The sequence below is a fragment of the Mesorhizobium sp. M2A.F.Ca.ET.037.01.1.1 genome, from assembly GCF_003998075.1.
Classification (GTDB): Bacteria; Pseudomonadota; Alphaproteobacteria; order Rhizobiales; family Rhizobiaceae; genus Mesorhizobium.
This window is the reverse complement of record NZ_RZSA01001067.1, coordinates 1-2,101: the sequence shown is the minus strand read 5'-3', so window position 1 is coordinate 2,101 and position 2,101 is coordinate 1. Positions and strand designations below refer to the sequence as shown.

The window sequence follows — 2,101 nt, the reverse complement described above, 5'->3', positions numbered from 1 at the left end:
ACCGAGAGCAGCGTGCCCAGGGCCTGGAAGCCGCCGACGAGATTGAGCACGACAAGGCCTAGGAAGATGAAATGCACCGGGCTGCCCATGCGGCTCACCGAGCGCAGGAACAGCGGATCGAGGCATTCGGCGACCAGGGCGCGCCAGAAAATGGCGAGGCAGGCGAGCGTCACCGCCACGATGGCGCCGATCAGGATCAGCGCCTCATTGTTGAGCGCCAGCACCGTGCCGAACAGCACATGCATGAGGTCGACGCTGGAGCCGCGGATCGACACCATCAGCACGCCGACCGCAAGCGAGATCAGATAGAAGGCCGCCATCGACGCGTCCTCGCGCTGGATGGTGAAGCGCGACACGGCGCCCGCGCCGAGCGCCACGATGATGCCGGCGATCAGCCCACCGACCGTCATCGGCAGGATCTCGAGCCCATAGAGCAGGAAGCCGGCGGCGGCACCCGGCAGGATGGCATGCGCCATGGCGTCGCCCGAAAGGCTCATGCGCCGCAGCATCAGGAAGACGCCGACCGGGCAGGCGCCGAGCGACAGGATCAGCGAGCCGAACAGCGCCCGCTGCATGAAGGCGAAATCGGCGAAGGGCGCGATGAACAGGCCGTAGAAAGATTCCATCACGCCGCCCTCGGTCCGGAGCCGTGGTCGTGGCGGTGATCGGGTCCATGAGCGTGATCGTGGTGATGGTGGCGGTCTTGTGCGAGATCATCGCCATGGTCGTGAGCATCTGGCTCGCACCAGGGCGCATTCTCTTCCCAGGCCTCGTGGAAGCGCCGTGCCTTGAGCAGGTTTTCCGGCCGCAGCGTTTCCTTTGTGTCGCCCCAGGCGACCGGCTGGCGGGCAAGCAGCAGCGTTTCCGGGAAATTCTGCCGCACCAGATCGAGGTCATGCACCACGACCATGATCGTCCGCTCCTCGCCATGCCAGCGCTTTATTAATTGGATGAGGTCGCCGACGGTCTTGGCGTCGACCGCGTTGAAGGGCTCGTCGAGCAGGATGAGGTCGGCGTCCTGCAAAAGCACACGGGCAAACAGCGTGCGCTGCAACTGGCCGCCCGACAGCGTATCGATCGGCCGTTTCTCGAAGCCGCCGAGCCCGACCGCCATCAGCGCCTTGCTGACCGACTCGCGATCCTCTTTCGTATAGCGGCCGAGCATGCCGCGCTTCGGCCACAGGCCGAGCGAGACCAGATCGACGACGCGCGCCGGAAAGGAGCGGTCGAGCTCCGACTGCTGCGGCAGGTAGGCGGTGCGGACGCCCGGCATGCGGACCACGGCGCCTTCCATCGGCTTCAGCACGCCCACGATGCCCTTCATCAGCGTCGACTTGCCCGAGCCATTGGCGCCGACCACCGCGGTCAACGAGCCTTTGCGGACGACGCCGTTCAGGTGATGGATCGCCGGATGGCTGCCATAGCCGAGCGTCAGGTCGCGGAAGGTCAGGCAGGCGTTGGTCATCAGGTGTCGGTCCGCAAAATCGGGTAGTTTGTCGATATGTGATGTTATTACATTAGTCAACATCGCGGTCCGGCGGAATTGTGACACGGCCGGTCAACTCGCCGTGTAGGCGGATGGGGGAGAGCGGACAATTGGCTCAATTGGTTTCGCGGGCACCGGCCTTGCCCCAGGGCGGTCCGGACTCTAAACAAGCGCGACTCCAAGGAACGAAGGAACCTCCAATGAGCATTCGTCGCATCGATGTCGGCCCGCGCATGAGCCAGATCGTCATTCACGGCAATACCGTCTACCTGGCCGGTCAGGTTGGCCAGCCCGGCGGCAACGTCGCCTCGCAGACGCGCGATATCCTGAAGACCATCGACGAATTGCTGGCCAAGGCCGGCACCGACAAGACCAAGATCGTCCAGGCGATCATCTGGCTGGCCGACATGGGCACCTTCGCCGAGATGAATTCGGAATGGGACAAGTGGGTGCCGCAGGGTCACACCCCGGCCCGCGCCACCGGCGAAGCCAAGTTGGCTACTCCGGAATATCTGGTCGAGATCATTGTGACGGCGGCGCTGTAGCGCCGACTTCCCCTTCTCCCCTTGTGGCAGAAGGTGGCCGCGAAGCGGCCGGATGAGGGGTACTCCAGGG

The 2,101-nt window shown here is 64.6% G+C and carries 3 protein-coding genes; 1 reads left to right on the top strand and 2 read right to left on the bottom strand.

Translation table 11 applies throughout. The features are described 5' to 3' along the window. On the bottom strand, positions 1-626 hold a 626-nt coding region (locus EOA27_RS33430; RefSeq protein WP_145970723.1), incomplete at its 3' end, for a metal ABC transporter permease. Continuing rightward, the gene (gene aztA / locus EOA27_RS33425) at positions 626-1,465 is read right to left on the bottom strand and encodes a zinc ABC transporter ATP-binding protein AztA (RefSeq protein WP_126083090.1); all 840 of its coding nucleotides are present in this window, start codon (positions 1,463-1,465) and stop codon (positions 626-628) included. The genes EOA27_RS33430 and aztA, both read right to left, overlap by 1 nt. Before the next feature lie 221 nt (positions 1,466-1,686). Here aztA and EOA27_RS33420 point away from each other — a divergent pair, with 221 nt between their 5' ends. Next, the gene (locus EOA27_RS33420) at positions 1,687-2,031 is read left to right on the top strand and encodes a RidA family protein (protein WP_126061243.1); all 345 of its coding nucleotides are present in this window, start codon (positions 1,687-1,689) and stop codon (positions 2,029-2,031) included. Positions 2,032-2,101 lie beyond the last annotated feature (70 nt).